This window comes from Spirochaetae bacterium HGW-Spirochaetae-1 (genome assembly GCA_002839375.1).
GTDB lineage: Bacteria > Spirochaetota > UBA4802 > UBA4802 > UBA5550 > PGXY01.
Genome location: PGXY01000002.1, coordinates 40252 through 62188, shown reverse-complemented (window position 1 = coordinate 62188; position 21937 = coordinate 40252). Strand labels below are relative to the sequence as shown.

The window sequence follows — 21937 nt, the reverse complement described above, 5'->3', positions numbered from 1 at the left end:
TGCATTGTAAAATCTCATTGGGAGAAGGAAATCCTTCATGACTCGTGCTCTCATATGCAAGGATATGCGGTATGATTACGCCCTACACCATCTTTCTCAGCGCCCTCACGGGCGTAAGCTTGTTTCAGTTTCTCCATCACCTCTATCTTTCCATCCAATTGCGCGAAGATAAAAAACATCTTCCCTATGCCGTCCTCAGCTTTGGCGTTTCGCTCTATATCTTCTGCAATATACAGCTCTATGACTGTTACTCTGTCGAACGTTACAAGGACATCGTACAGGTGCAAATGTACGGTACGGCTCTTTTTCATATCGGTCTTCTATGGTTTTGTGTCATATTCGCGGACCTGAACAGACGCATACTCTTCCCGATATGCGCCTCATTTATTGTGTTCATCATTGCCCGGCACATTGAACCTGAGCTCATCTATTCACACATACTCGGCATCTCTATCTATATACTCCCCTGGGGTGAACAGCTTTCCGTACTACAGTCTAAATCAAGTATATGGAATTATCTGTACCAGATGCTTATTTTATCCGTTTATATTCTCGTTTACCGCGGTGCCTGGAAATTGCATCAACACGGCGACAACAGACGGGCATTGTTCCTGTCAGCCTGTATTACCGTCGTACTGGCGGGAGTTATCAATGACATACTGGTTTTCAATTTAGGATTGAACTGGATATTTCTGGGCGAAACCGGTTTCGTGGCCCTCATTATCATGATGGGCCTGCTTCTTTCCAGTGACATCATCAAATCCGCCAATTTGTCGAAACAGATCGAGGAGAACGAAAGAAAGTTCCGCGCCATCTTTGAAAGCAGCTACCAGTTCATGGGCATGCTTGATGCGGAAGGACGCCTCATGGACGCCAACTTCTCGGCATGTTCCCTCATCAACACCGACCTGGAGACCATCCTGGGCTCCTATTTCTGGGAAACACCGTGGTGGCAGGGCCAGCCAGAGGAGCAGCAACGGCTGAAGGAATCCATTGTCATGGCGGCCCGGGGAGAATTTGTCCATTACCAGACCCGCCATACCGCTACCGACGGGAAAATACATCTTATTGATTTTTCACTGAACCCCGTCAGGGACAAAGACGGCAGGATCATCTTCATCGTTCCCGAAGGCAGAGACATTACAAATATCATCAAGGCCGATGAAAAAATAAGGAACCAGAATGACGAATTGACGGCGGCCAACGAAGAACTCACCGCAGCCATCGAAGAACTTGAAGCGACAAACGAAGAATTCGAAGCCCAGAACAACGAGCTCATAGACAGTCAGAAACTGCTTTTTGACAGCGAATTGAAATTCAAGACTCTCTTTGAATCGGCGGGCGATGCCATTTTCATCATGGATGAATTCTGTTTTCTCGACTGCAACACAAAAACACTGGAGATATTCGGTTGTGAAAGAAATGATATCATCGGCCAATCCCCCCATGAATTCTCTCCGGAGATTCAGCCTGACGGACGACCCTCGAACAGGACCGCACGGGAAAAAATAGACCTCGCAATGGCGGGAGATTCGCAGTCTTTTGAATGGAGGCACTTGAAACTGGACAGGACGCCATTCGACGCGGAGGTAAGCCTGAACAGATTTGAACTGGGAGGCGCATTTTTTCTACAGGCCATTGTCCGTGATATATCTAAAAGAAAAAGAGACGAGGAAAGCCTCAGGGAAAGCGAGGAATACAACAAGATATTATTCACCGACTCCCATATTCCCATAGTGGTCATCGATCGGGAAACGGGTCTCTACACGGACTGCAATGATGCGGCCGTAAATATCTACCGGTACGCGTCGCGGGAGGAAGTGATCGGCAAAACTCCTTTTGATGTATCGGCCCCCTTTCAATACGACGGTACCGATTCCCGCACGGCGGCCCGTGTCCGTATACATGACGCCGCCAGGCAGGGTATCCAGACCTTCGAGTGGCTCCATCAGCGTCCCAACGGCGAGCAATGGGACGGTTTAGTAAACCTCATGCGCTTCACCTTCAGGGGCAAATCCCTGCTGCAGTTCACCATTCACGATATAACGGACCGTAAAAGGGCGGAGAAGGCGCTGGAAGATACGCTGAAAAAACTGAAGAGAAGCCAGGAAATATCCCATGTAGGAAGCTGGGAGTTTGATACCGCCACAAAACTCTTCATATCCTCCGAGGAAGGACTGAGACTCTTCGGCTTTCCGCCCGGATATACTCCTTCCCTGGAAGAAGTAAGCCGTCTCATCTATACAGAGGACAGGGCCATTGTGGATCACAAGTTCAGCGGCGCCCTGAAAGAAGGAAAACCCTACCGTGTTGAATTCCGCATCTATAAAAAGGATACGGGAGAAACACGTTACCTGCTTTCCCTGACTGAAACAGCGCCCGACGGAAACAACGGAACATTCAGGATATACGGAATCAACCAGGATATAACAGAACAAAAAATATCCCAGGAGGAAAAAGAGAAGATACAGGCCCAGCTCATCCATGCCCAGAAAATGGAAGCCATAGGCACACTGGCCAGCGGTCTGGCCCATGATTTCAACAATATGCTGGCGGGGATCATGGGCAGCATGAGCATCCTGAAAATAATACTCAACAAGGAAACCCTGTCACAGCCCGAAACAGTGAACGAATACATCAAAACAGCCCAGGACGCTTCGACACGTGCAGCTGACATGATCAAGCAGCTCCTGACCATATCACGGCGCCATGAAATACAGATGGCGCCCGTTGACGCGGTCCTCTCCCTGAAACATGTGCTCACCATCTGCCGCAACAGCTTCCCCAAGAGTATCAATCTCGATTTCAGGCTTCCCGGAACGCCCCTGCAGACCCTGGCGGACCCAACGCAGCTTGAGCAGGTCTTCCTCAATCTCTGCGTAAATGCCTCCCATGCCATGACAATCATGCGAAGCGACAGGGAAAAAGAAGGCGGGACCCTGACGGTAACCATTGATGAACTCAAAAGCGATAAATATTTTTACCGGCTCAATCCCGAGGCCCAACCTGACATCCGGTACCTGAAAATCATGATCAGGGACACTGGAGTCGGCATGGACGGCAGCGTGCTCAGAAGAATCTTCGAACCCTTTTTCACCACCAAGAAAAAAGAATTGGGAAGCGGCCTGGGGCTTTCCATGGTCTACAGCATTGTTCAGCAGCACAACGGATTCATCAACGTTTATTCGGAGAAGGACGCGGGAACGGCCTTTACCGTGTACCTGCCATATCTTACCGATGAAACCGGTAAAACCGCAGCTTCCATGCCGGAGAGGGAACTGCAGAAGGGACAGGGCACCATCCTCATAATCGATGATGAAAAGGCCATTATCCGCGTCGCCGAGGGTATACTGAAAGCCTGCGGATACACGGTGGTCAGCAGGGAAATCGGTATAATGGGTGTAGAATATTTTCAGGAAAACCACGAAAACATCAACGCGGTCCTGCTGGATATGTCCATGCCTGGATTGTCGGGCCTGGACATATTCGAAAAACTTCTGGCCATCGACGGATCGGTCCGGGTACTCCTCAGTTCCGGATTTGCCGAGGATGAAAGGGTGAAGTCGGCCCGGCAAAAAGGCGTCAGGGGATTCATCCAAAAGCCCTATACGGCCGAAGAGCTGGCTGAGGCAGTAAAAAAAGTGCTGGATTGATCAGCCCGATGATATCACCGTCAATAAAAGGCTTGTAATTATTATTCGGTTCATTGTATACTTTTCCAACGGTCACTCAATTCCGCAAGGTGCCCGGTCATTATCTCAGGAGTTAGTCCGTAATGACGAAAACATTTACAGGTTCTTTTATCTCCCTGTTGGCGGCATAATTCCTGAAAGCAGTAATCAGCGTTTTTGTAATACGCTGTTTTTTCTCACCGATAGTAATGCCTGAAGCGGAAACAACGTTTTCCGCCAGGTACATACTTTCATCCAATTCGGTGACCATCTTCTTCTGGAGAATATATCTTTTCTTTTCATTTTTAAGATAGATCACCTTTTTGAGTACGGCAAGAATCTTAGCATCATACAGTCCTTCGCGGCTGTTCAGTGTTTCCATTATTTCGTCAGGATCCATATCCATCTGGGCCAGGGTGTCATAATCGAGAACAATTCTGAGAATTCTCGCACCGAAGGGAATCTCCTCACCCGCAATGGGAACAGCGGGAAATCCGGAACCGTCGTAATTCTTTTGCTGATAAGCAATGATCTCGGCCACCTTCTCCAGCCGCGGAATTTTGACGATCAGATCACTGCTGGTTTTTGAATGAAGCTGATACATGATGCTGTCTTCAAAAGGAACCTCTACATTTCCATATACCTTTTCAAGGATGGAATCGGGTACCGTGACACACCCTATCTGGGATAGCGTGGCCGCCACTTCGATCTGCCAGGAATTTTCAACGGGAAGCTGAAGAAGTATTTTATGCACAACCTCCTTAACCCTCATGCTTTTGTTGAATGCCTGGGGCTGAACCAGGACAAGCATGTCGGTGATCACCTGTAAAGCACCGCTGAGCGTCCGCGTAAGCAGGTCCTTTTCAACGGTTTTCAACCTGTACTGTTCAATGCCGTCATTGATATTCTTCTGTAGTATCTCCGGCGGACATGGTTTTGTGAGAAATCGGAATATATTCCCCTCATTGACAATATTGATAACCGCCTCCAAGTCAGCCTGCCCCGTCAGCATGATCCTGACGGAATCGGGACTTATCTTCTGAGCTTTGGCGAGAAACTGAGCACCATTCATCTGGGGCATCATGTAATCAGAGATAATGACAATGAATTTTTTATCCTTTGATAAAATATTAAGTGCCTCTTTGCCCGATTCAACAGTCGTTAAATCGTAGACGCCCTTCAACTGTCTTCGTATGCCCGACAAAATATTCACTTCATCGTCAACAACGAGTATTTTACCCCCGCTCATATCCACCTCTCCTTCGCTTTTTATTCGCCCATCAGTTCATTAATCACTTTATAAATCATTTCAGCATCACAGGGTTTTTCAAGATATCGTTCTGCCACGGCCAGAGATTCATTATACACCGCGTCCGAGACCTGGCCCGAAAGAAGTACCCTATGAACGGAGGGATACTCCGTTTTTATTCGCCCGAGAACGGTAAGACCGTCAATTTCCGGCATCCGATAATCGGAAACAACAACATCTACGTTCCCTCTTGCCAGCTCCTGAAAAACCTTGTCCGCTTCCACACAGGTTATGATGTCCCATTCACCCATGCCTCTGAGGACTCTTTTTATTCCGTTTAAAAAATTCAAATCATCATCAAGAAACACAATTGTCTTTTTCATAATCTTCTCTACATTGCCGTCATGAATCTTCAAGGGGGAGTTGAATTAAAAACTTTGTCCCTATCCCGGGAGTTGAAGAAAACGACAGGAAACCCGCGTGCTTCTGACTAATTATCGAGTAGGATATGGCTAGTCCCTGCCCTGTCCCTTTCCCCACATCCTTCGTGGTAAAAAAAGGATCAAAAATTCTCCCCTGGAGATCCTCCGGTATACCTGTTCCATTATCGGAAATCTCTATCTCCGCCCAGCGATCGTTCCTGCGTGTGGCTATGCCGATAAGGCCCTTCTGAATGAGTCCCGCTTCCACGGCATCCTTGATAGCGTCAACGGCATTCATGATAATATTTAAAATTACCTGGTTAAGCTCCGCCTCGAAACAAAGAACAGGAGGCAGATCAGGATCATACCGCTCCTCCACTTCAGCTACATACTTCCATTCATTGCGGGAGATAATCACCGTACTGCCGACGGCCCTGTTTATATCGGCGGGCCTTTTCTCCTCCTGGCTCGGATGGGAGAACTGTTTCATGGACCGTACGATCTTTGCCACGCGCTCAACGCCTTCCAGCGCTTCGTCAATTGCCGCAGGGATTTCGCTCATCAGAAAATTAACCTCTTCCCTGGATTCATCACCCAGGTATTTCCCAAGAATGTTGCCGGTTTTCGACGCACTCTCGATCTGCCCGAAACACCAATCCATCACTTCCTTCATAACACCCAGTTTTAAAAAGGAGTCCCGGACGAAATTAAGATTATCCCCAATATACTGAATCGGGGTATTGATCTCATGTGCCACTCCCGAAGCCAGTTGTCCGACAGCCTCCAGCTTGCGTGCCTGTATAAGCTGAGATTCCAGTAAACGTCTCTGCGTTAGATCTCTTCCAAGAATAATGAAGCCCTCAATATCGTCACTGGTGCTCCGCTTGAGCGGGTTGATTGTAAGACCAAGAATAATTATTTTGCCGTCTCTCCGATTAAATGACAAATCATCAAGACGAACGGGTTCATTCGTCACGACACAATCGGCAATGGCCATGTACACTCTTTCCCAGGACCAATCAAACCCCAATTCTGAAAAAACACGGCCTACAATATCGCCGGCGGCTATCCCGAAGAGTTCTTCCGCGTAGGGATTCCAATGGGTGATAATATCCCCGCAGGAAACACCGATAATGACACTTACAATTGAACTGAAGATCAATTCGTACTCGCTGTTTATTTTACGGATACGCTCCTCGACCAGGCTGCGTTCCGTGACATCTTCCGCAAGGCCTTCAAGGGATTCGAGCATCTTTCTGTTCCTGTTTTCAACGATGGCCCTGAGTACAACGAGGCCAAGTTTTTTAAGACAGTCTCTATAAATACAATCCGTCGCTCCATTCCGCAAGGCCTCCATCTCGAGATCACCACACAGGTTCCCGGAAACAAAGATAAATGGCACTTTCGCATAATATCCGCGGGCGATCGACAGAGCCTCAAAACTGTCAAGCGATGGAAGATCGTAATCGGAAAGTATAACATCCGGCTCCTGATTCTCCAGGTATTTATTATAATCATTTTTATTATCAACTATATGAGTTATGCACACGATATGGTTCAATGCCGGTTCATGCTCAATAATTTCCACGAGGACGGAGGAATCATCAAGAATCAGAATATTTACCGGGATTGTCATATTTTATTCTCAGCCAGTATTGCCGCATACCCTTCAGATATACGGATAAGCATTTCATAGTACGTTCAACTGAATTAAAAGAAACGACCGACATATTGAATCTCTTCTCAATCCCCGGAAATTTTCATAAAGGGCGGCCGGTTCATGAGATAAAATTTCACTAACCTGTATTGAGCAATACTGTACTATCAGAAACTGTTGTTATACCTGAAATAATAATTATAGACGGAAAAGTCCAGGCATGCAAGGTTTTTTTTTACCTATACGAATTCTCGCTTACACATGCTGTACCGTATAATAAACATTTCCGCAAAGTAATAATAACAGCCGGGACATTAAGGACCCCCTCCCTGTACAAATAAGCTCTTGACAATGCATACTGTTTATTATACGAAAAATCACAAGGAAGATACGCATTACCATAAACCGGGATGAGATCATTTGAGACGTATCACTGAAGACGCGCAATTTTCCGCAATCATATAATCGATGCAAAGAGGGAGAGATGCCATGACGTCACGGAAAATCGAAGAGGACCTGGGGAAAATAGAAAACTGGCATTTCATTCACAACCAGAAGCGCGTCCTCGCCGCCCTGAAAAAGATCCTGCAGGAAGATGAACCCGTCGGCGATGTCATTGACGGCATCTATTGCGACAGGGACGCCCCGGGCAAGGACGTCTCGTGCGTCCTTTTTGCCACGGACCGCCGGCTCATCTGCATCGGCAACGAGGACCGGGATAACTCCATTGAAATAATAGATCACGACGACATCAGGGATATCTCGCGGGGAAAAACCGGTTCATCAACGGCCCTGACCCTGGCCCTTCCCCGTAAAACCATCACCTTTAAAACACCGGCATCGGCGGCCAGAACCGACACCTTCATGTCCCGTATCGGCGCGGCGCCGGAAATCAGGATCGTACCGGGTGAGGCCCGCCGCGGAACAATCGAAAGTACCATACGGGAGATTGACCAGGCCCTGTCCCTCTTTGCCGCCAAAAACAATGAGACTAAAAGCGGAGATGCCATGAAAGAGGATATGAAGGATTTCCTGTATCTCGAGGCGAAAAAGACCGGTGAAATCATTCATTCCGTCATTGACGGCATCGATGACCGGGCCCTGGAGAAGGCTATGCTTCATGATATCATCATTCTCTCTTCACTGGCCGGTGTGGCTGACGGAGCCCTGGGAGAAAACGAGATGTATTTCATTTCCCTGCTCTTTATCTATCTCAGTCCCGGCGCCTCGAAAAAGGCGGACCGTGTCCGTGACGAGGCCTTCAGAGGCAATACCTTCCCGCGCCACCTTACGAAGGAACTGACGGAAATCTGGCAGGAACTGGCTGCCTACATGAAGGAGCAGGACATAAAACTCACCGGCGATATCCTCGCATCGCTCCAGGATGTCAAGAAGTATGATCTCGCCAACGGCACGCTCCACGCCGACTCAATTTCGGCGGCATATAAAAACTTCGCCCAGTGCATGATGAAGGCCGACGGTACCGTCGACAGTAAAGAGGAAGAACGGCTCAGGCAGATAACAGACCTCATTACCCGGTCCACGACCGTACCCGGGGAGACAGCCCCGGAAGAGCCGGAAGAGGAAACCCTGGAAGAGGTCATGGCCAAGATCGATAAACTCGTGGGCATGAAAAACATCAAGGAAGAAATCCAGACCTTCATCAACCTCGTAAAGGTCCAGAAAGCCCGGGAGGAGCGAAAGCTTCCCACGACGCCCCTGTCGCTCCACGCCGTGTTCTATGGCCCTCCCGGAACGGGAAAGACCACCATCGCCCGCATACTGGGCAAGGTGTACCGCGCCCTGGGCCTCCTGGAGAAGGGACACCTGGTTGAAACGGACAGGGCCGGGCTCGTGGCCGGGTACGTGGGGCAGACCGCCACAAAGACCGACGAGGCCGTGCAGAAGGCCCTGGACGGCATCCTCTTCATAGACGAGGCCTATGCATTGAGCTCCCGTTCCGGCGAGAAAGACTTCGGCCAGGAGGCCATCGATACCATACTGAAACGCATGGAAGACTACCGGGAACGCTTTGCCGTTATCGTTGCCGGGTACCCCGACGAGATGGAAACCTTTCTTGAATCGAACCCGGGGCTGAAATCGCGCTTCAGCCGGTATTTTTACTTTGATCATTATTCACCGGAAGAGCTCATACAAATTTTTGATATCTTCATCAAAGGCGGCGCCTACACGGTTTCCGAAAAGGGACGGGAAAAAATGCTGACCCTTCTGAAGGAAAGCCACGCCAACAAAACAAAGTCCTTCGGCAACGGCCGCCTGGTGCGGAACCTCTTTGAAAAAATGGTGGAACGTCAGGCCAACCGCATCGTGAATATCGCCCCCCTCACGGACGAAATACTCTGCACGCTCACCGATGAGGATATTCCCGCGGACCTGGAAGGCCTTGAGTTCCGGAAGGGATAAGTGAAATGGATATCACGGTTGCCTGCCATGCCGGATACCGCGGCGATGAACGGCCCCTGAGTTTCTCCATGGATAACCGCGAATATGTCATACAGGAGATACTGGACTCATGGCACGGCCCCGATTACCGCTATTTCAAGGTGAGAGATGATCATGGCGACATATATATCCTCCGCCACGATGAATACCGGCACAAGTGGTCACTTGATTTTTTTCGGAGCGGTAATATTAAAAAAGTGGATTAAAACATGCATTTCTATCGGGCAGCTGAAAACAATAATGATTACGCTCTAAACAATCCGGTCAATCATTTTCATTAATTCAGGAACTTTTTCTTTAACAGTAATCCATATAATTTCCGAATCAATGGCAAAATAGCCATGAACAATAATATTTCTCATACCGATAATCCCGCTCCAATTAATGTCCGGATTTTTTTCACGGACATTATCGGGAATTTTCGCCGCTGCTTCACCTATTATCATTAAATTGTGAAGCACCGAGTCACGGGTCTTTGCGTCCTCTTGAAATTTCTCTTTTGACAATCCTTCAATGTATTTGCTGATACTCTCAGCAGCCTGTCGGATGTCGTCTATATAAAGTTTATAGTTCCTCAATCCATTCAACCTCGCGGAGAATCCCCTTCTTCAGTGCAGGTTTCAATCCACTGACGGTAACCATATCGACTTTATGCCCAAGGGCGGCAGATAGTGAATCGACCAGATTGACATAGGAAAAAAGGTCGATGGGGTTAGAAAAATCGACAAGAAGGTCAATGTCACTTTCCTCATTCTGTGAGCCATGGACATAAGAGCCAAAAAGACCAACCCGGGATACTCGATATGAATGGAAAATCTCTGCAAGAGAAGCCAGCCGTTGTTTAATCTCGTTTTTACTTTCCATATTTACTATTCCTGAAGGCAGATGCCATGGAAGGTAAATTTATCCGGCATTAATATCCATGTCAATTACAATATTCAAAGTAAATTCAGTCTGTCGTCTGAATTTACTCACACAATCAAGCAAAGAATAAACATTCGTCCTTGACCTGAAGCACAATATGTACTACACTGATTTACCGTCATCAGACACACATTCCATGCACCGGGGAGACAATTCCATGAAGATAAATATATTTGACATCAGATCATCCTCATCGTTTTCCAGAATCAGCATACTGATGGCCGCAATTATTTTATTGCTTCTTCCTTTAATGAGGCCGGTACTGGCGGCAGGCCCGGGAAAGTGGGGATACATAAACAGCAGCGGAATCATGGTCATTGCCCCGCGGTTCGACTTTGCGTCGACCTTTTCTGATGAAAGGGCCCAGGTGAAAACGGCCGACGGCTTCGGTTTTATAGACACATCGGGCGCACTGGTAATCCCGGCCCGGTACGGACAAGTGATGCCTTTTAAACACGGCGTGACCTCGGTGCGCCTCTTCGGCGGACAGGAATGGTTCCTCATAAACACCAGGGGAGAACGGCTGGGCAACCAGGGTTTTTCGGAAATGCTCACCTTCACCGACGGCCTGGCTGCCTTCAGGGATAAGGGAAAAACGGGTTACGTGGATACCGCGGGCAACATCGTAATACAGCCCACCCTGTCCTGGGGCGGGCCCTTCTTTAACGGACGTGCCCCCATTACCCTGACCCTGGGATATGCCTTTATCGATAAAAGCGGCGCTATCGCCATCAAGGGCCCCTTCCAGGATACCAATCCCTTCAGCGGGGGATATGCCCTGGTGAAGGTAAAGGGCATGCGGGGGATCATCGACACCACGGGAAAATGGGTAATCCCGCCGAAGTACTGGGCCCTGGGACCCTATTCCGAAGGCCGGGCCTCGGTGCAGATAAACAGGAAGTGGGGATACTTCGACGAATCGGGGTCCATTGTCATTCAGCCGAAGTATGAATTCGCCGCCACCTTCAAATTCGGATGTACCACCGTGACATTGTCGGGAAAGACGGGCCTCATCGACCGGAGCGGCACGGTGGTTCTTCCCCCGGTCTACGAATCCCTGGAGATGCTGAGCCCAAAATGCCTGCGTTCCGTAAAGGACGGCGTTACTCAATATATTACCCTCAGGGGAGAACCCTTCAGCAGCGGTGATATCGGCTGGCTGGCCCCTCCCGCGGAAGGACTGCATCTCTACCGGGGAAGCAATAATAAGTGGGGATATATTTCCGAAGACGGTACCGTTGTCGTGGAGGCGCAGTACTGCAATGCCGGGGCCTTCGGCAACGGCCTGGCGCCGGTCCAGGTCTGCGAATAATCAGTGATGCGGCCCCGGTACTTTTTATGGAACAGGGAGTAAAAGGAACATGTAATGAGATTGACAAAAATAACATTCAATGTTACTTTTGTCAGAATCGCTTGAGAAAAATATTATGTATATACACAGGGACATCGAAAAGTATCTACAGAGAGCTGCCCGTTCATTCCCCGCGACGCTGGTGGCCGGCCCCCGCCAGTCGGGAAAAACCACGCTGCTTAAGAAAACTTTTCCCCGCGCCGATTTCGTCACCTTCGATGACCCCGTGATGCAGGACTTCGCCAGGAACGATCCCCAGGGCCTCATTGCCCGGTATGGTAGGAAACCTGTTATTTTCGATGAGATACAATATGTTCCTGAACTTTTCTCCTATCTGAAAATCGCAATCGATACCGACCGCTCAACCAACGGCAAATGGCTCCTGACCGGATCCCAGCAGTTTCCCATGATGGATGCCGTCAGCGATTCCCTGGCCGGCCGCATCGCTGTCATCAATCTCCTTCCCTTCGGCTACAACGAACTCACTGATGCCGGAGTTAAAGAAATCCATGAAGCCATCTGGTCCGGTGGATACCCTGAAGTTGCCGCAAAACCGGAAACAAGGGACATATGGCTCGCCTCCTATGTCAGGACATATATCGAAAGAGATGTGAGACAAATAATAAACGTGCAGGACCTCGCCCTGTTCCAGACCTTCCTTGCCCTCTGTGCGGCAAACCACTCACAGGAGCTGAATGTCGCCTCCATTTCCCGGGACTGCGGCGTCGCCCAGCCCACAATACACCGCTGGGTTTCCCTGCTGCAGGCATCCTTTATAGCCTATTGCCTGAAGCCTTTTTACACAAACCTGGGGAAAAGGGTCATCAAAAAACCGAAGCTGTACCTGATTGATTCGGCCATAGCTGCTTACCTAACCCGCCAGGGAAACGCGGAATCGCTCCTGGAAGCATCCATGGGCGGGGCTTTTTTCGAGGGATTCATTGTCATTGAAACCCTCAAATCATTGTTCAACAGCGGGAAAAACGGGGAGCTTTATTTCTGGCGTTCACACGATGGACTTGAAATTGATCTCATCATTGAGATAGCGGGCAGACTCCATGCGGTTGAAATAAAAAAAACACACACTCCCACGGCGAAACACGCCGAATCGCTGGAAAAATTCATAACGCTGTCGGGGAAAAAAGCCGGCAAACCCCTTGTCGTATGTACCTGTGACAGGGAAAAACCCCTTACGAGAAATGTTTCGGCAATTCCCTGGACAGACTACCTCTCCTGGATTGAAACACTGTAAAGGCACTGCCTCGCCAGTATGCACTTCCCGCAGTCCGGTTTCTTTTTGCAAATATTCTTCCCATGCTCCACGATGAGGGCGTGATATTCCTTGTACTCATGGACCCCACCCCGGAACTTTTTATGGAACAATGAACGTATTTCCTCATAGGTTTCATTCCCCTCAATTATGCCCATGCGGGAAAGTATGCGCCGCGTATAGGCATCCACCACAAAGGTCTTCATGGACAGGGCATAGAGCAGGATAGAATCGGCCGTCTCGGGACCCACGCCTTTTATGGCCAGGAGATCATTCCGCAGCGAGGCCATATCCTCCCCCTTCAGCTTTTCCAGATCATAGGCGAAGCTATTCATCCAGTCCAGCATGTGCATCAGTTTTATGGCCTTCTGGTTGTAGTAGCCCGTGCTGCGGATAAGGGGTGCCAGTTCTTCACGAGAATATTCATGCATGGCCCGGGGCTCCAGGAGCCCCTTCCCTTTCAGGATGCGCAGGGCCGTATCCACATTGGTCCAGGCCACGTTCTGCGTGAGGATGGCGCCGGTGATGATTTCGAAGATGTGGTTGTCCGAGCCGGGAATAATGCCGTCGTAGCGGCTGTGATGAGTCACGTCGTCAAGGAGAGGCCACCAGCCCTGCGGGCCGTAGGCTTTTAAGAGCAATTTATAAAGTTGGTTCAGGGTGATCATGCCGTGTTCCTTTCCGTGTAAATCATGTTTCAACAGCATGATGGGATGTAAATTCTTTTTTCACCGCTATATTGATGGTCAGAAACTCATTTATCCAAGAAAAATGAGTTTCTCAATACAGACAAGGGACAGAGCCTCACTATACCGCAATCCCCTTAGACTCCACAAATTTTTCAGAACTCCCGCATATTTCTTGACAGAAAATGCCTGATTTTCAATTGTTCCTGATACGCGGTTTCCCCGGAAAACACTAATTACTTCACGAGACAAATGCAGATTAGCAAAATGAAGCTGGGAATATAGGGATGATAAAATTTCCGTCTCCCCGTTCTTCAATAAAATCCCGGCTCCATGCGAAACTAAGACTATATTAAGAAAAAACAGGTAACCCATGATCCACGCAAACGACGTAACCCTTTCCTTCAGCAAGCGAATCCTCTTCAAGGATGTCAATATCAAGTTCGCCCCGGGCAACTGCTACGGCCTCATCGGCGCCAACGGTTCGGGAAAATCAACCTTCCTGAAAATCCTTTCCGGCGAGATTGAGCCCAACCAGGGTGCTGTCGTCACCAATCCCAATGAACGCATAGCCATGCTGCGCCAGGACCACTTCGCCTTCGACGAATACATGGTCCTGGACACGGTTATCATGGGCCATAAAAAGCTCCATGATGTTTTGAAGGAGCGGGATACTCTCTACGCCAAAGACGATTTCACCGACGACGACGGGAACCGCGCCGCCGAACTGGAAGAAATGCTCGACGAGATGAACGGCTATGACGCCGAGACCGACGCGGCCTCGCTCCTGTCAGGCCTGGGCATTACGGAAGACCTGCACGGAAAAACCATGAAGGAACTGGAAGGAGGCCAGAAGGTGCGCGTGCTCCTGGCCCAGGCCCTCTTCGGCTATCCCGATATTCTGCTCCTTGACGAGCCCACGAACAACCTGGACCTGGAGTCCATCACCTGGCTGGAAAACTTTCTTTATAATTTCAACAACACCGTCATCGTGGTCTCCCACGACCGGCACTTCATGAACAAGGTCTGCACCCATATCGCCGACATCGACTTCGGGAAAATACAGATATACACGGGCAATTACGACTTCTGGGCCCAGGCCAGCCAGTTGGCCATGAAGCAGAAGAAAGATGAGAACAAGAAAAAGGAAGATAAAATAAAGGAGCTCCAGGCCTTTATCGAGCGCTTCAGCTCCAACGCCTCCAAGGCGCGCCAGGCCACATCACGCAAGAAGCTCGTGGAAAAACTCACCCTGGACGAGATACCCACAACGTCGCGCCGCTTTCCCTGGGTGGCCTTCAAACCGGACCGGGAATGCGGCAGGCAGATCCTCACCATCGAAAACCTGTCCAAAACCGTCGATGGCACACCCATCCTGAAGGACTTCAGCCTCATCGTAAACAGGAACGACAAGATCGCCTTCGTGGGACAGAACAACCTGGTAAAAACAGTCCTTTTCCAGATTCTCACGGGCGAGATGAAGCCCGACTCCGGCGACTTCAAATGGGGTGAGACCATCACCCTGTCCTATTTCCCCAAGGAAAATAATTCCTTCTTCAACAGCGACCTGTCCATCGTGGACTGGCTCCGCCAGTATTCCGACGAAAAGGATGAAACCTATGTGCGGGGATTCCTGGGCAGGATGCTCTTCTCCGGCGACGAGTCCCTGAAAAGGGTCAACGTGCTCTCGGGTGGCGAGAAGGTCCGGTGCATGCTCTCACGTATGATGCTCTCGGGTGCCAACGCTCTCATCCTGGATGAACCGACGAACCACCTGGACCTGGAGGCCATCACCTCGCTGAATAACGGGCTCATTGCTTTTCCCGAAGTGATCCTTTTTTCATCGCACGACCACCAGTTTATCGACACCATCGCCAACCGCATCGTGGAAATAACACCCAACGGCATCATTGACCGCGTCATGCGCTTCGATGAATATATTGAAAACAGCGACGTGCAGCGGCTCCGCGACGAGATGTACGAGGGACACCAGCGGCTCAACCTGTGATTGGCCATCCTTTTTTTCAATGCGGTCAGGGAAATACTACGTCTTCAGGCCTTCAAGGATAATCAGCTTTATCTGTTGTTCAGCCTTGTCCATGGTGAGCATATTTTTAAAATCTTCATTGTAAACGTACTGCCTGATTATGGAATCAACAGAGCCGATAATAGTATATGCGGCAATTACCGGCTCGATAGTATTCCTGATAAGTCCCTTTTCCTGTCCCGCCGCAATTATCTCCATAATCTTCTCAAAAAAACTATGATACAGCTTCTGGTTGGCCGTTGAATAAAAATCTGTTATTCTTGGCACATCAAAGATGAGCACTTTTATGAGATCGGGATTTCTTTGAAAGACCCTGAATACGTATTCGACAATCTTCTCAAGAGCCGCCAGGGGATCTTGATTTTCCCTGCTTATACGCATCGTATGCGAGAGAAAAATATTCCAGGCGTCCCTGAAAATACTGAGTATAACCTCATCCTTGCTTTTAAAATAATGATACACAAGACCATGGGCGATTTTCGCATCTTCAATGATATCGGCAATCCTTGTATTAAAATATCCTCTCCTGGCAATAACGCGGATCGCTGACCTCAGAATAATTTCTCTCTTTATTACACTTTTATTTTCCATTATACCGCTTCATATCTTTAGTTATACTGACCAATATCCAGAAACCCCTAAAGTTCTCATGAATAAACAGTATATCTTTATGCGCCTTATAGGTGTTGTCAAATTAAAATATAAAATGACCGTATAAAATAGCGGATTTCCTGAAACCGGGAGTTCATGTAATTAAAACTGGGGTATGACAGAAGAATGCTCCGGCAGGAAAAAAGAAACAAAGGCCCCTGAACAGGAGTCAGGGGCTGAGAAGGATAATACTGATGATAGAAGCTGATACCCTGCATCGGGAACATTCCGCCGTGGTATCAGCTTCCCTACGGCTATATTCTTTTTGCCGAGGCTTTCATCACCTCTCCGGCATCTTTCACTATCCTCGCCACCACTTCCTTTACTGAAGGAGTGTCGTGAATGATACCCGTGATCTGTCCCAGGGGCAGCACTCCTTTCCTGTTGTCACCGTCCATGGTACCGGCCTTGAAGGCGCCGAATCCTATGGCCATGCGGGCCAGTTTGGCGAAAGTGGTATACATTTTTTTCATATTGTCAAAGGGTCCCCTTTTCTTGCCGGCCTTTTTCGGCGTACCGGCAGTGGCTCCCTTCGGTTTGGCAGCCCCGCCCTTTTTTGGCCCGGGCGACATCATTCCCTTCATGAGCTGCATCATGGGAAGTCCCAGCTCCTGTGTTATGTTTTTCGATGAAGCGGCCGCGGCAAAGAGATTCAGCCGTTTGTTCATGAGATAGCGGGCTCCTTCGGAATCCATCATGCGGGCCGGCATGCCGTCAAAGCGGTCCGTATAGACCGTATCAAAGGCCGTCTTTTCCACGCTCATCTGTTTCTGGATTGCGTGGACGGGACTTTCCTTCGTGTTCATAAAGCGGGTCCCCATAGAGACTCCCTCGGCGCCCAGGGCCAGGGCCGCGGCAAGTCCCCGTCCGTCGGCGAATCCTCCGGCGGCTATGATGGGGATATCAACCTCGTCGGCGATGCTCGGTATGAGGGCCAGTGACGTAACTGCACCGCCGTGACCCGCGGCCTCATGCCCTGTCACAATAAGGGCATCGGCTCCTTCCTTCTGTGCTGCCAGGGCGTGCTTTACCGTGGTTACCGTGGCAACGACCTTGCCGCCATAGGCGTGCACTGCCTCGGCGATCCAGTCTCCCTTGCCCAGGGAGTAGTTGATGATGGGGACCTGTTCCTTAATGAGAACCTTTGCATTCATCTCCGAACCGGGAAAATACAGGGTCACGTTGGCGGCAAAGGGTTTCTTTGTCAGACTCCGTATCTGCCGCACCGCCTGTTCTGTTTCAGCGGGAGCCATTACTCCCGTGGCCAGAATTCCCAGGCCGCCGGCATTGGACACGGCAGCGACTAACTCCGGTGTGCTTATCCAGCTCATGCCGGAAAGGATTATGGGGTGTTGTATCTTGAAGAGTTCCGTAATTTTTGTTTTCATATTTTCTCCTGTTTTCTTTTCAGTTATATGTGCCGGGTTTGCGCGGCTTTATCATTTTATTTCCCTTTGAAGTTCGCCTCGCGCCGCTGCATGAAGGACATGACCCCTTCGACTGCGTCCTCGCTTTTTGTAATAGGCATAAGATCGGGAATAAGCCTGGCCAGCGCAGCCCTGGCGCCGTCAACACGGGAAATCCTGGCTGATCTCAGGGCCGCCTGTACACCCAGGGGAGCACGTTTCGATATTTCCCTTGCGATTTCATAGGCCCGCTCAACTACTTTTTCAGGCTCCACTACTTCCTGGACGAGTCCCAGACGCCATGCCTCATCGCTGGTAATCTCATCGCCGGTGAGAAGATACCGCATGGCATTGCCCCAGCCGATCTCTTCGAAGAGACGCACAGTTCCGCCGCCCACGGGATATATCCCCCTCTTCACCTCAAGGAGTGCGATACGGGCGTCGGTTGCAGCCACGCGTATGTCCTGGGCAAGAAGCAGTTCAAAGCCGATGGTGTAGCATCGCCCCGTAATGGCCATAACCACGGGTTTGCTGCAGCGCTTATCCTCGTCGGTCCCCAGGGGATCGATGGAGCCCTCGGGTACACCCAGGTTCCCGCCGGCAAAAACCTTTGCCCATTTATCCAGTTCCAGGCCCGATGTGAAATGTTTTCCATGGGCAAAAAGAACGCCGCACCACAATTCCGGATCACTATGAAGAGTTCCATAGGCATGGGCCAGCTCCAGGAACATTTCATGATCAAAGGCGTTCAGTTTTTCCGGCCTGTTCAGTCCCATGAGCAGTACATGCTCGCGCCTTTCAACGGTAATTTTCGTATATTCCATAAGATTCCTCCCCTGAGTATTTTTTTTAATTCTGACTATGATAGTACATATATGATTTCTGATATGAATACACTGTCGATGCCCGGATAAATACGTCAATTATATTTTTCGAACGCTCGCTTTAATTTTTGTTGCTTTTTATTTGCCTCTGAAATAAATAGTATAAATAGAAGATAGTCGGCAGATTTATAACTGCCGCCATATCATTCATGATTATACCAGGAAAGAAAACATGACATTTGAAGAATTCAGTGACCAGGTCACCATCTCCATCGAGGACATGTGCCGCAGGGTCTACAGGGAAAACCGCCATAAACTGAAAATAAAAAAGGAAGACCTGGCCGTTAAGAACTATGTCACACTCATCAACGCCACGCTGAAGCTCAGCAATGAAAAGGGATTTCAGGCCATGAGCATCAGGGACCTGGGCAGGGACACGGGACTGAGCATGGGGGCCCTCTACTATTATTTCTCCAGCAAGGATGAGCTGCTCCAGATCATTCATGAACAGGGCCACCGCTTCGTGCAGGAAATTCTCCTTCAGCAGACGGCAGGCGTGGAGGGGCCGCGGGAAAAACTCAGGACCGCCATCAGGACCCACCTCTTCCTCAGCGAGATCATGCGGCACTGGTTTTATTTCTTCTTCATGGAAACCAAAAACCTGAGCAAAAAAAACAGGCTCATCCCCGTGGAGAGCGAGCTCTGGACTGAAAAACTCTACATGGATATACTGGCCGAGGGCGACAAGGCCGGTGTTTTTAAAGTGGCCGATATGGAACTCACCGGCGCCGCAATCAAGTCCCTGCTGCAGGACTGGTACCTGAAACGCTGGAAGTATGTTCAGCGCAAGGTCTCCATCGAGCACTATGCCGATTTTATCATCTCTTTCGTAGAAGCTTCCATCAGCACATGATCACGGGGCGGCAAAAACCGTCTACTGCCAGTCTTCGTCGTGCCGCGAGGGATATGTATCGGAATAGCGCTCCACCCGTTCCAGCATCCTTAAATATGCCTCAGCTCCGCTGAAGAAGGCATCCATGCTAACGATGTCCTGCCGCAGCTGCATCTTCTTAACCAGGTCGGGCATCATGCCCAGGTGAGCCATTCCCCTGTCGCCGTTGATATCAAAAACACGGTTTCCTGTTATCTGCCGGTAAAACCGGGCCTCCGTGCCGGGCGAGTATACTCCCTCGTAAAGGCCGCCAAAGGGATACGCTATCTCATCACGAAATTCGGGCAGGTCGTCAAAATTTGGCAGAGGACAGGCCCCATTGACGTCCGTGGCATAGGGAACGCCCACAATCAGGTCGTCACCGGGATCATCATTTACATTATACCATGAAGGCGGAACCTCGTACTCGCCGTACTTTTCATATGCTTCATTATCGAGCCTGCCTCCTCCCTCTATCATGAGGGCCAGGCAATCGGCCACGCACTTCTGATGGCCCGTGAGCGTATCCTTGATCATGGGCGCGACGATTCCCCCCAGCTGCAGCATTTTCAGCATGACGGGGATATCCATTTTTTCCCAGGCATCCTGCCCTTCCTGCAGGTCAAGAACACGCGTATGCGAGGCGATAATCCCGGGATATTTCGCCTCCCAGAGCATCGCCATTACCGCGTCGAGCATGTAACCGCTCATGTGGTCAATCTCGATGATAATGCCCCGCTCCATCAGGCGTTCCAGAAACCAGGCGCCCAGCCTGCTCAGGCCGATGGCATTGCAGTGCCCCTGGCCGTCACCCGCTTCGGGGACAAGGGGCAGAAACACCGTCATGGGATAGAGAAGTTCCAGCAGATTCAGGTCCTCCACGGGGATACCCAGCTCCTGGTATTTCACCCGAGGGTTGTCACTGATCTCCACCTGGTAAAAGGTTCCCCGTTCAATTTTATTCACCAGGTTGAACACGGGTGTCTTGTAGAGCTGGGCGCCGCCGAACCCGTTATTAAAGGCATGGACCGGGAAAATGCTCCGTATCCCCATCTCATAGTAGTCATCAAGCTGTTCCTCAATGTCGCGGAGCCTGTCGTCCAGTTCGGCCTTGGACATCTCCCCCTTATCATAAAGGGCGAAGTAGTCCTCTTCAGCCCCGAATGTCGTGTCGAACTCCAGGGCTAGGATGACGGCCATCTTGCCGCGGCCGATGACCTCACGGGCCTCCCGGGACGATTTGACGATGCGGAACCATCCCCGTCCGGGGCCGCCGCACTGGGCGTCGATATAGTCCTGCATGGCATACATATTGGCAGTCTGGATGCGGGCTATTTCCATGTCATCGCAGGAAACGTCTTTTTTACCACCGGGAAGACTTCGCTTCAATTTACAGAGTGTCTCGTTGTTAACCATGTGCTGCACCAGCATGCGCTGGCCCGCAAGCCAGGACCGCTCAAGCCACCGATAGTAAGCCTGCTGGTGCGTCGAGGAATAGCACGTGGGCCAGAAAGCAAATTCGGGGAAGCCCGATGTTTTGTGTGTAACATTCCCGTCCATGGCCATGCCGAAGATATCATTTACACCCTGGGCCCCGTGAAGAAGCGAGCAGTCGTGGAGTGCCATTGATATCCCCAACGGATTAAAGGTCTCACCAACGAAAGTAGTCTCGCCGGAACCGAGAAAATGGTTCAGGTGAGTGTGGTCGTCCATGAACCCCACCACGTTCTCCCTGTCCGAGTAATTCTTCCCGGCGCTGCCGGGATTCGGCCGGGCCATGGCCGTGGAGGGATCAACATTGAATTCCACATTAAGTTCGGCCTCGGGGAATGACCGGCACCGGGCCGTCGTTTCGATTGCAAGGGCCGATTCACTGTCCGCTTCACCGGCAAGCACCAGCCCGTCATCCGCATTTATGGAAAGATATCCGGAAGTTGTATATGACTGGAGCGTAAAGCCTCCCAGATCTTCATTAAAGTCAAGACGCCATCGGACATTATCGTCGAGGACGTCGGTGCGTACGACATTGACGGTATCGCCCTCAGCCCGGACGGCAAGATACATGCCGTCGGTACCGTATAGGATGTATTCCGAAAGGGCTGACGGCTTCATATAAAATGACTCGGCCATATCACCGGCAGTATACTTATTTCCCGTCATGGCAACGTAAGCTCCCCGGTTCTCAAAGCCGATAGTGCAGCAATCATTGGCATACCTGTAGGGGCTGGTAATATCGTCCGCACTGTCCGTGTTCTCGAGGCCCCGATTCACTGCATCGTCGGTGCTTTCATCGCGGCATCCTGCCTGTACCATGAACAGAATGGAAGCAACAATAATGATCCATGTACGAAATTTCATCATAGAAGTACCCATAGTATCACCTCA

Annotated in this window: 19 protein-coding genes; 7 read left to right on the top strand and 12 right to left on the bottom strand. The window is 50.1% G+C overall.

Translation table 11 applies throughout. The features are described 5' to 3' along the window. The first annotated feature begins 71 nt into the window (after nucleotides 1-71). Nucleotides 72-3653: a hypothetical protein gene (locus tag CVV44_02300; protein ID PKL40455.1), complete on the top strand. Its 3582-nt coding sequence runs from the start codon at nucleotides 72-74 to the stop codon at nucleotides 3651-3653. A 112-nt stretch (nucleotides 3654-3765) separates the two neighbouring features. Here the strand turns inward: CVV44_02300 and CVV44_02295 are convergent, their stop codons facing one another. The 3 genes from CVV44_02295 to CVV44_02285 are packed head-to-tail and all read right to left on the bottom strand — an operon-like array spanning nucleotide 3766 to nucleotide 6978. Continuing rightward, nucleotides 3766-4920: a hypothetical protein gene (locus CVV44_02295; GenBank protein PKL40454.1), complete on the bottom strand. Its 1155-nt coding sequence runs from the start codon at nucleotides 4918-4920 to the stop codon at nucleotides 3766-3768. A gap of 20 nt (nucleotides 4921-4940) precedes the next feature. Beyond that, on the bottom strand, nucleotides 4941-5336 hold the full coding sequence (locus CVV44_02290) for a hypothetical protein (GenBank protein PKL40453.1): 396 nt from the start codon (nucleotides 5334-5336) through the stop codon (nucleotides 4941-4943). Next, nucleotides 5323-6978: a hypothetical protein gene (locus tag CVV44_02285; protein PKL40452.1), complete on the bottom strand. Its 1656-nt coding sequence runs from the start codon at nucleotides 6976-6978 to the stop codon at nucleotides 5323-5325. The genes CVV44_02290 and CVV44_02285 overlap by 14 nt, the downstream gene beginning before the upstream one ends. A gap of 489 nt (nucleotides 6979-7467) precedes the next feature. On the opposite strand from CVV44_02285, the gene CVV44_02280 reads away from it, so the two are divergent. Together CVV44_02280 and CVV44_02275 are read left to right on the top strand one after the other, a co-directional pair. After that, on the top strand, nucleotides 7468-9423 hold the full coding sequence (locus CVV44_02280; protein ID PKL40451.1) for a hypothetical protein: 1956 nt from the start codon (nucleotides 7468-7470) through the stop codon (nucleotides 9421-9423). 5 nt (nucleotides 9424-9428) lie between these two features. Continuing rightward, nucleotides 9429-9668, top strand: a complete 240-nt coding sequence (locus CVV44_02275) for a hypothetical protein (protein PKL40450.1) — start codon at nucleotides 9429-9431, stop codon at nucleotides 9666-9668. Between the two features lie 45 nt (nucleotides 9669-9713). Here the strand turns inward: CVV44_02275 and CVV44_02270 are convergent, their stop codons facing one another. Beyond that, on the bottom strand, nucleotides 9714-10049 hold the full coding sequence (locus CVV44_02270) for a DUF86 domain-containing protein (GenBank protein PKL40449.1): 336 nt from the start codon (nucleotides 10047-10049) through the stop codon (nucleotides 9714-9716). After that, entirely contained in the window at nucleotides 10027-10326 is a 300-nt protein-coding gene (locus tag CVV44_02265) for a hypothetical protein (protein ID PKL40448.1), read from the bottom strand. The genes CVV44_02270 and CVV44_02265 overlap by 23 nt, the downstream gene beginning before the upstream one ends. A gap of 157 nt (nucleotides 10327-10483) precedes the next feature. Between CVV44_02265 and CVV44_02260 the strand changes: the two genes are divergently transcribed. Together CVV44_02260 and CVV44_02255 are read left to right on the top strand one after the other, a co-directional pair. Continuing rightward, nucleotides 10484-11698 (top strand): hypothetical protein, encoded by a 1215-nt coding sequence (locus CVV44_02260; protein PKL40447.1) that lies wholly within the window; start codon nucleotides 10484-10486, stop codon nucleotides 11696-11698. Nucleotides 11699-11777: 79 nt separating this feature from the next. Further along, a complete protein-coding gene (locus CVV44_02255; GenBank protein ID PKL40446.1) occupies nucleotides 11778-12989 on the top strand; it encodes an AAA family ATPase in 1212 nt (403 codons plus the stop codon). Here the strand turns inward: CVV44_02255 and CVV44_02250 are convergent. Next, a complete protein-coding gene (locus CVV44_02250) occupies nucleotides 12962-13675 on the bottom strand; it encodes an endonuclease (protein PKL40445.1) in 714 nt (237 codons plus the stop codon). The genes CVV44_02255 and CVV44_02250 overlap by 28 nt on opposite strands. A gap of 90 nt (nucleotides 13676-13765) precedes the next feature. Further along, nucleotides 13766-14068: a hypothetical protein gene (locus tag CVV44_02245; protein ID PKL40444.1), complete on the bottom strand. Its 303-nt coding sequence runs from the start codon at nucleotides 14066-14068 to the stop codon at nucleotides 13766-13768. Between CVV44_02245 and CVV44_02240 the strand changes: the two genes are divergently transcribed. Beyond that, nucleotides 14067-15701: an ABC transporter ATP-binding protein gene (locus tag CVV44_02240; GenBank protein PKL40443.1), complete on the top strand. Its 1635-nt coding sequence runs from the start codon at nucleotides 14067-14069 to the stop codon at nucleotides 15699-15701. The genes CVV44_02245 and CVV44_02240 overlap by 2 nt on opposite strands. Nucleotides 15702-15737: 36 nt before the next feature. On the opposite strand, the gene CVV44_02235 is transcribed toward CVV44_02240, so the two are convergent. The 4 genes from CVV44_02235 to CVV44_02220 all read right to left on the bottom strand — a co-directional run bounded on the left by CVV44_02235 (nucleotide 15738) and on the right by CVV44_02220 (nucleotide 18621). Continuing rightward, nucleotides 15738-16331 (bottom strand): hypothetical protein, encoded by a 594-nt coding sequence (locus tag CVV44_02235; GenBank protein ID PKL40442.1) that lies wholly within the window; start codon nucleotides 16329-16331, stop codon nucleotides 15738-15740. Nucleotides 16332-16429: 98 nt separating this feature from the next. Beyond that, nucleotides 16430-16609: a hypothetical protein gene (locus CVV44_02230; protein ID PKL40441.1), complete on the bottom strand. Its 180-nt coding sequence runs from the start codon at nucleotides 16607-16609 to the stop codon at nucleotides 16430-16432. Nucleotides 16610-16645: 36 nt separating this feature from the next. Then, entirely contained in the window at nucleotides 16646-17779 is a 1134-nt protein-coding gene (locus CVV44_02225; protein ID PKL40440.1) for an enoyl-ACP reductase, read from the bottom strand. Between the two features lie 56 nt (nucleotides 17780-17835). After that, entirely contained in the window at nucleotides 17836-18621 is a 786-nt protein-coding gene (locus CVV44_02220; GenBank protein PKL40439.1) for an enoyl-CoA hydratase, read from the bottom strand. Nucleotides 18622-18892: 271 nt separating this feature from the next. Here CVV44_02220 and CVV44_02215 point away from each other — a divergent pair, with 271 nt between their 5' ends. Beyond that, nucleotides 18893-19534: a TetR/AcrR family transcriptional regulator gene (locus CVV44_02215; protein PKL40905.1), complete on the top strand. Its 642-nt coding sequence runs from the start codon at nucleotides 18893-18895 to the stop codon at nucleotides 19532-19534. A gap of 21 nt (nucleotides 19535-19555) precedes the next feature. On the opposite strand, the gene CVV44_02210 is transcribed toward CVV44_02215, so the two are convergent. Then, nucleotides 19556-21925, bottom strand: coding sequence for a hypothetical protein (locus CVV44_02210; GenBank protein PKL40438.1), 2370 nt, complete (start codon nucleotides 21923-21925; stop codon nucleotides 19556-19558). Between the last annotated feature and the right edge of the window lie 12 nt (nucleotides 21926-21937).

Bases quoted from the DNA above. Each gene is read 5' to 3' on its own strand.
- CVV44_02210 (PKL40438.1), bottom strand. From the start codon at position 21,925: ATGGGTACTTCTATGATGAAATTTCGTACATGGATCATTATTGTTGCT.
- CVV44_02255 (PKL40446.1), top strand. From the start codon at position 11,778: ATGTTACTTTTGTCAGAATCGCTTGAGAAAAATATTATGTATATACAC.
- CVV44_02300 (PKL40455.1), top strand. From the start codon at position 72: ATGATTACGCCCTACACCATCTTTCTCAGCGCCCTCACGGGCGTAAGC.
- CVV44_02260 (PKL40447.1), top strand. From the start codon at position 10,484: ATGTACTACACTGATTTACCGTCATCAGACACACATTCCATGCACCGG.
- CVV44_02220 (PKL40439.1), bottom strand. From the start codon at position 18,621: ATGGAATATACGAAAATTACCGTTGAAAGGCGCGAGCATGTACTGCTC.
- CVV44_02225 (PKL40440.1), bottom strand. From the start codon at position 17,779: ATGAAAACAAAAATTACGGAACTCTTCAAGATACAACACCCCATAATC.
- CVV44_02295 (PKL40454.1), bottom strand. From the start codon at position 4,920: ATGAGCGGGGGTAAAATACTCGTTGTTGACGATGAAGTGAATATTTTG.
- CVV44_02265 (PKL40448.1), bottom strand. From the start codon at position 10,326: ATGGAAAGTAAAAACGAGATTAAACAACGGCTGGCTTCTCTTGCAGAG.
- CVV44_02235 (PKL40442.1), bottom strand. From the start codon at position 16,331: ATGGAAAATAAAAGTGTAATAAAGAGAGAAATTATTCTGAGGTCAGCG.
- CVV44_02240 (PKL40443.1), top strand. From the start codon at position 14,067: ATGATCCACGCAAACGACGTAACCCTTTCCTTCAGCAAGCGAATCCTC.
- CVV44_02280 (PKL40451.1), top strand. From the start codon at position 7,468: ATGCAAAGAGGGAGAGATGCCATGACGTCACGGAAAATCGAAGAGGAC.
- CVV44_02275 (PKL40450.1), top strand. From the start codon at position 9,429: ATGGATATCACGGTTGCCTGCCATGCCGGATACCGCGGCGATGAACGG.
- CVV44_02230 (PKL40441.1), bottom strand. From the start codon at position 16,609: ATGCAGGGTATCAGCTTCTATCATCAGTATTATCCTTCTCAGCCCCTG.
- CVV44_02245 (PKL40444.1), bottom strand. From the start codon at position 14,068: ATGGGTTACCTGTTTTTTCTTAATATAGTCTTAGTTTCGCATGGAGCC.
- CVV44_02250 (PKL40445.1), bottom strand. From the start codon at position 13,675: ATGATCACCCTGAACCAACTTTATAAATTGCTCTTAAAAGCCTACGGC.
- CVV44_02285 (PKL40452.1), bottom strand. From the start codon at position 6,978: ATGACAATCCCGGTAAATATTCTGATTCTTGATGATTCCTCCGTCCTC.